The 6,641-nt window shown below is 62.1% G+C and carries 5 protein-coding genes; all 5 read right to left on the bottom strand.

The window, feature by feature from the left end:
* Nucleotides 1–78: 78 nt before the first annotated feature.
* The 5 genes from B348_RS0104960 to B348_RS0104940 all read right to left on the bottom strand — a co-directional run bounded on the left by B348_RS0104960 (nt 79) and on the right by B348_RS0104940 (nt 6,538).
* Nucleotides 79–1,437, bottom strand: a complete 1,359-nt coding sequence (locus tag B348_RS0104960; RefSeq protein ID WP_026136567.1) for a DUF1329 domain-containing protein — start codon at nt 1,435–1,437, stop codon at nt 79–81.
* Between the two features lie 26 nt (nt 1,438–1,463).
* A complete protein-coding gene (locus tag B348_RS0104955) occupies nt 1,464–3,257 on the bottom strand; it encodes a DUF1302 domain-containing protein (protein WP_026136566.1) in 1,794 nt (597 codons plus the stop codon).
* Between the two features lie 484 nt (nt 3,258–3,741).
* Nucleotides 3,742–4,653 carry an SDR family oxidoreductase gene (locus B348_RS0104950; RefSeq protein ID WP_017735044.1) on the bottom strand — a complete coding sequence of 304 codons (912 nt, stop codon included), beginning with the start codon at nt 4,651–4,653 and terminating at the stop codon, nt 3,742–3,744.
* Nucleotides 4,654–4,853: 200 nt separating this feature from the next.
* Entirely contained in the window at nt 4,854–5,756 is a 903-nt protein-coding gene (locus tag B348_RS0104945; RefSeq protein WP_017735043.1) for an alpha/beta fold hydrolase, read from the bottom strand.
* Nucleotides 5,756–6,538, bottom strand: a complete 783-nt coding sequence (locus B348_RS0104940) for a class II aldolase/adducin family protein (RefSeq protein ID WP_017735042.1) — start codon at nt 6,536–6,538, stop codon at nt 5,756–5,758. The genes B348_RS0104945 and B348_RS0104940 overlap by 1 nt, the downstream gene beginning before the upstream one ends.
* Nucleotides 6,539–6,641: the final 103 nt, after the last annotated feature.

Raw genomic sequence — 6,641 nt, 5'->3', positions numbered from 1 at the left:
TGCATCGCAGGCAAGCCAGCTCCCACACAAGCCAGCTCCCACATAAAGCGGCTCCCACTAGGTTGTAGAGTTGAAGAATCAGCGCACGCCTTCAGCCCTCAATGCCGCCGGGGTGTAGTCCGCCGCCTTGGCATTGAAGCCAAACACGAAGCTGCTCTTCTCCTCGTTCTTCATGCCCAGCGCGATGTAGCGCCCGGCGATGATGTCGTACAGGGTTTCCACGGTGTACGCCGGGGTCTGGTGGTTGTAGTAGAACTGCGCATGCCCTTCCGCCACCCGCCACAGTTGGCCACGGCCGTCGTAGTGATCCACCAGCGCCACTTGCCAGCTGTCTTCGTCGATGTACATGTGGCGCTTGGCGTAGATGTGCCGCTCGCTCGGCTTGACCGTGCCGACCACTTCCCACACGCGGTGCAGTTCGTAGCGGGTCAGGTCCTGGTTGATGTGGCCGGCCTTGATGATGTCGTCGTACTTGAGGGTCGGCTGGTCCAGCTTGTAGCTGTTGTAGGGGATGTACATCTCCTTCTTGCCCACCAGTTTCCAGTCGTAGCGGTCGGGGGCGCCGGAGAACATGTCGAAGTTGTCGGACGTACGCAGGCCGTCGGACGCAGTGCCCGGCCCGTCATACGCCACTTGCGGCGCACGGCGTACGCGGCGTTGGCCAGCGTTGTAGATCCACGCCAGGCGCGGTTCCTTCACCTGGTCGAGGGTTTCGTGCACCAGCAGCACGTTGCCCGCCAGCCGCGCCGGCGCGGTCACCGATTGCTTGAAGAAGGTCAGCACGTTGGCCGCCTTGGCCGGGTCCATGTCGGGGATCAGTTGCGGCACCGCCACTTCTTCTTCGAAGCGGATCGGCGTGTAGCTGCCGTTGGTCTGCGGCGTGGCCTGGGTAATGATGCGGCGCAGGTTACCGCCGTGGTAACGGGTGATGTGGTTCCACAGCACTTCCACGCCATTTTTTGGAATCGGGAAGGCGTAGTAGCGGTTGCCGGTGAAGTTTTCCAGGCCGTTGCCGTCGTTGATCGGCTTGACGTTCAGCGCACTGCGCTTGATCGACTCATAGATATCCGCCGGCAAGTTGACCGTGCGATGGGTGGTGTACACCGGGATCTTGTAGGTCTCGGGGTAGCGCTTGAACATCGCCACCTGGCCTTCGGACAGCTTGTCCTTGTACTTGTCGACGGTAGCAGCGGTGATCACGAACAGCGGTTTTTCATTGGCGAACGGGTCGGCGAGGAAGCCTTTGCTGTCCACCGCGCCGGCATTTGCAGGAATGCCGCCAGTCCAGGCCGGGATCGACCCGTCGGCATTGCCGGCTTTTTCGGCGCCCACCGGGGTCAAGCTGGTGCCGAGCTTGGCGGCTTCTTCGGGCGATACGGCGGCCATGACATGGGCCGCCAGCAAACTCAGAGCCAATACAGCAAGTGTCTTACGCATGGAGTCTTGTCCTTCTTTTAGCCAGATCAGAAGTTCACGCCGAAGCTGAGGGCGAGGAAGTCACGGTCGGTGAGGGTGTTGTAGTCGCCGCCGAAAAAGTCGGTGTAGCTCAGGCTGGCGGTGTAGGTGCTGCGGTAGTCCGCATCCACGCCGACGCTGATGGCCTTGGCGCCCTTGTTGAACAGGCCGTTGGGGCCGTAGCCGGCGACGTCGTGGGACCACGACAGGTTGGGCTTGAGGTTCACCCCGAAAATCGCGTTGTTGTAGTCAAGGATCGCCCGGGCGCGGTAGCCCCAGGAGTTGGCCGTGACAAAACCGTCGGTGTCGCCCTGGAACCCGTAGGCGCCGTAGACCGAGTCGCGGCCGTAACGCAGCTTGGATTTGTCTTCCAGCCCGGCGACGTGGACGAAGGCCGCTTCACCCACCAACGTCAGGCGTTCGGCGCCCAGCACCTGGTCGAAGAATTGGGTCATGGTGCTTTGGATCTGGGTGATTTCCTTGCGGCGGTAGCCTTTGTTGTCGTCGCCGAAGTTACTGCGGATCGGTGAAGCCAGTTGGCCGGCAACCGGGTTGATCAGGGCCAGGGTCAGGTCGGTGGTGTTGAGCTGCACCGGCGCATTCGGGCGGTAGCTGATTTCGCCGGTCCACGCGGTGCCGGTGGGCAGGGTGGTGGAGAAACTGGCACCGAACAGGCGGATGTTTTCCGGGTAGTCGAGGTAGTACTGGCCACGGCCGAGCATCAGGCTCTGGACCAGCCCTGAGCCGGTGCCGGGCGCGATGCCGTTGGCTGCGCCGGAGATGGCGCCGAGCCTGGCCAGCGTGGTGGTGTTGGTGATGGTGCCCACGGTCGGCGTGCGGCTGTGGTAGTTCATGAAGTACAGGCCGTACTCGGTGTCATCCCCCAGCCAGCGCAAGGCCGCGCCGAACTGGCCGCCGTCACGGGCTTCACGGTCCCGGGCGCGCTGCACGATCACCCCTTCACGCGTCACTTGAAAACCCTGCCCGAACGCGGCGGCCACCGGTTGCAACGGCGCAATTGCCGGGTTGCCCACGGTGTAGTTGCCGTTGCAATCATGGGCCGCGACATCGCCACCAAAGAAGGTGCCGCAGTTATCCAGCACGGTGTTCTGCCAGTTCAACTGGTAGAAGCCTTCCACCGTCAGTTGGTTGGTCAGGCTCTGGGAGCCGAACAGCATGTTCACCGGGATCAGCCCTTCCTTGATCTCCGCGCCGGGGCGGCGGAAAGCCGACACGTCGATGGGGTTGATGCTGTTGATGGAGTTGCCGATAAAGGTGCTCTCGCCCCAACTGACCACCTGCTTGCCCAGGCGCACGTTGCCCGGTTGGTCGCCAATGGAATAGTTGTGATAGACGAAGGCATCCAGCAGTTGATAGCCGGACGAGCGCGCGCCTTCGTCGCGGTGGTGGTTGCTGATCTGCTTGAATTCGCGGTCTTCGTCTTGCAGCTCGAAGTCGTACCAGTATTTGCCGCGCACAAACAGGCCGCTGTCGCCGTACTTGAGCTCCAGGTCGTGCAGGCCCTTGAAGATCTTGGAGAAGGTTTCGCCCCTCTTGAAGTTCAGCCGCCCGTCATCCCCGGTAGACGCTTGCCCGGTGCCGCCATTGACGGTGCCCACCAGCTTTTTATCGGCATCGCGCATGCCCCAACTCGCGCCGACCGACAGCGAGGAGTCGAATTGCCCTTCGATCTCATCGCCAATGTTGAACGAAACAGCCTGCGCCTGCGCACAGCAACCCAGTGCAACCGCAGCGGCCAGCGCCTGAGGCGTGAAGATGGCGCGCATTGTTGTTTTTGTCATGCGTCTTCCCCGGTGAGTGACAGAAGGCCTCACCCTACTGCCGCGCATCAGGAGCGATAAGCGCACCAAGGAGGGATTCGTGTTGTCGCTCGAAAGGATGAGCGGCCGTGCGGGCAGCGGGTTTGGGCGGGGGTATGGATCGAATGGATGGTGGCTTATCAGGCCAATGGATGGCGCACCTGGCGACTGTTGCCGTATCGGTAACAGTCCTTGTCCTGAAGCGCTATTACTCATTTTGTTACAACCGACTATTCTTAGCGCGCTTTCAGGGCAAACAGCCCGCTTCCGCAACCGGAAGAACAGCCAGACTCAGCTGGATTGATGCCTGTTTTCAATCTGTTACCCGTGTTCACTGACGTGGATTTGTTGCTCCTTGATCCAACGTCTTACTTCGGCCGCTGCCTATGCAGCGGCCTTTTTTATGCCCGCAATAAAACGGGGCGCCGTCAGCGCCCCGCAGTATTCAATGTTTTTACAGCAACGATCAGAGGCTGTACTTCTGCAAGTTGGCCATCATTTCCTTCAGGGCCTCGATGTTGTCCTTGGGGTGAGCAGCGCCTTCGAAGTCGCAGATCTGTTGCCAGTGCGCGGCCACGTCGTCGGGCGAGAAGCCCGCTTCCGGGTCGAACCCCACACCCAGGCTGCGCTCCCAGCGGGTCTTGCCGATCCAGCCGCCGCCCACTTCGAACAGGCCGGCGGTTTCCTCGCACGCCTCGCTGCCCAGGTACACCACCAGCGGGCTGACCAGCTCCGGCTTGAGGCGCTCGAACACCTGCGGCGGGATCAGGCCTTCGGTCATGCGCGTGCCGCCAGTCGGGGCGATGGCGTTGACCAGGATATTGTTCTTGCGCCCTTCCAGCGCCAGGGTGCGGGTCAGGCCATACAGGCCGAGCTTGGCCATGCCGTAGTTGGACTGGCCGAAGTTGCCGTAGATGCCCGAGGTGGAGGCGGTGAAGATCACCCGGCCATAACCTTGCTCGCGCATGTGCGGCCAGGCGGCGCGGGTGACTTTGTAGGCGCCTTCGACATGCACCCGGTAAACCAGGTCCCAGTCGCTGTCGTCCATTTTGTGGAAGGTCTTGTCGCGCAGGATGCCGGCGTTGTTGACCACCACGTCGATACGGCCGAACACGTCCAGCGCGTGCTGCACGATCTTGTCACCGTCGGTGACAGAGTCATGGTTGGCTTCGGCAATACCGCCAGCGGCGCGGATTTCCGCGACCACGCGGTCGGCCGCCGAGGCATTGGCGCCTTCGCCCTGGGTCGAGCCGCCCAGGTCATTGACCAACACCTTGGCGCCGTGCCGGGCGAACAGCAGCGCATGGGCCCGGCCCAACCCGCCGCCGGCACCGGTGACGATCACGACCTTATCCTGGAACTGCACTGACTCACTCATACCGAACTCCGCTGGCGACAATGGGAATGGGTTGAGTGTCAGGCACGGGGCGTTTGGTCACAATAAAGTCAGCCAGGGCTGAATGGTGCGCGATAAGGCTGGGGGATGATGGCTAATGAGTCGAAGCGCTCACTGTGGCGCGGGCTTGTGTGGGAGCCAGCTCCCACACACGCCCGCTCCCACAGTTGAGCTGTGTGCGCTCAGGAATAGGCCATGTAGGGCATCGGCCCGGCGATCCGCTCGCGAAACGCCAGGTAGTGCTTGAGCACCTGCACCGGCGCTTCGATCTGCGGGTAGTGGCCAATGTTCGCCAGCAACACCGTATCGGCCTCGGGCACCAGTTGCTGGTAACGCTCCACCATATGCGCACCGGAAATCGGATCAGCCTCCCCGTCGATCACCCGCAACGGCACATCCCCGCGCTGCATCGCCTCCACCCAACGGTCACGCAAGCGGCGACGCTGGGGGATATAGGCGATCAGCTTGTGCAGGATCCGCGTGCCATCGTTGCAGTTGAGCAGGCTCCAGAAATCATCCAGGGCGCTTTCGCTGGGGCGCGTCGCCGGGCCGAATATCTGGCGGAAGCTGTCGGACAAGGCATTGCGCCCAAAGGCGCGGCCGATCATCCAACCCAACGGGCTGAGCAGGAGTTTCTGCACCAGCGCCGGCCGATGGGTTTCGGGGAACAGGCCGCCGTTGAGAAACACGCAACTGGCCATCTGGAAGCGGCCTTCGTAATGCCGCGCGAGCAATTCCTGGGCGACGCTGTCGCCGTAGTCATGGGCCAGCACATGCACCGGCTGATCCACACTCAAGTGCTCCAGCAACGCCTGTTGCACATCGGCCTGCTCCAGCAGGCAATAGTCGTGGTCGACGGGTTTGTCCGAGTCGCCAAACCCGAGCATGTCGCAGGCAATCACCAGATTGCGCTGGGCCAGGGGCTGCCACAGGTAATGCCAGTCCCAGCTGGCCGTGGGGAAGCCATGGATCAGCAGTAGCGGCTCGCCCTGCCCCGCCACCCAATAACGGAGGGTACGGCCACGGAAGACAAAACTCTGGCTGCGCTTGCGCCAGGCGCTGAGCGGGATCTCGGCGAGTGGCATCAGGTTTTATACCCAGGATCGATGCTGTCCAACTTGCGCAGCAACGCCGGCCAAGCCAGCGCGCCCCCCATCCCTTGTGCACTCTTGGTGACGGCCGCCACCATCGCCTTGGCCCCGGCCAGGATCTGCGGGCCGATCGGGATCAACTCGGCGCCGCCGTTTTGCGCCAGCACCTGGATGTCACAGGCACGCTGGAAGGTGAACATCATCAAGAAGGTGTCGGCGATGGTGCTGCCGCAGGTCAGCAGGCCGTGGTTGTGCAGCATCAGGAAATTGTTGTCACCCAGGTCGGCCTGCAAACGCGCCTTTTCTTCGTGGTTCAGCGCCACGCCTTCGTAGGCGTGATAGGCCAGGCTCGCCAGCACGAAGATCGATTGCTGGCTGATCGGCAGCACGCCCTGTTTCTGCGCCGCTACCGCGACACCGGCGGCGGTGTGGGTATGCAGCACACAGCTTACGTCATGGCGCACTTCATGGATCGCGCTGTGGATGGTGTAGCCCGCCGGGTTGATCTCGTAGGGGCTGTCCATCAGCTTGTTGCCGGCCTGATCGACCTTGACCAGGCTCGACGCGGTGATCTCGTGAAACATCAGCCCGTACGGATTGATCAGGAAATCATCGGTGCCCGGCACCTTGGCCGAGATGTGGGTGAAGATCAGGTCATCCCAGCCATGCAACGCCACCAGGCGATAGCAGGCTGCCAGGTCGACACGGGCTTGCCATTCGGCAGCGCTGACCTGGTCTTGGACATTTTGCGGCGATAGAACGGGGGCTAGGCTCACGGCAACGACCTCCTTGGCGCACTTTCTTATTGTTTTTTTGAGTGAAGGGCCAGTCTAGCCAGACCTCATGACGGAAGGAGTCGCCTTCGCAGCCAGCTTGGTG

The organism is Pseudomonas sp. CBZ-4 (assembly GCF_000346755.1).
GTDB lineage: Bacteria > Pseudomonadota > Gammaproteobacteria > Pseudomonadales > Pseudomonadaceae > Aquipseudomonas.
This window is presented reverse-complemented; position numbering and strand designations above follow the sequence as displayed.

Coding starts and splice junctions, on each gene's coding strand:
- B348_RS0104960 (WP_026136567.1), bottom strand. CDS start 1,437: ATGCGTAAGACACTTGCTGTATTGGCTCTGAGTTTGCTGGCGGCCCAT.
- B348_RS0104955 (WP_026136566.1), bottom strand. CDS start 3,257: ATGACAAAAACAACAATGCGCGCCATCTTCACGCCTCAGGCGCTGGCC.
- B348_RS0104950 (WP_017735044.1), bottom strand. CDS start 4,653: ATGAGTGAGTCAGTGCAGTTCCAGGATAAGGTCGTGATCGTCACCGGT.
- B348_RS0104945 (WP_017735043.1), bottom strand. CDS start 5,756: ATGCCACTCGCCGAGATCCCGCTCAGCGCCTGGCGCAAGCGCAGCCAG.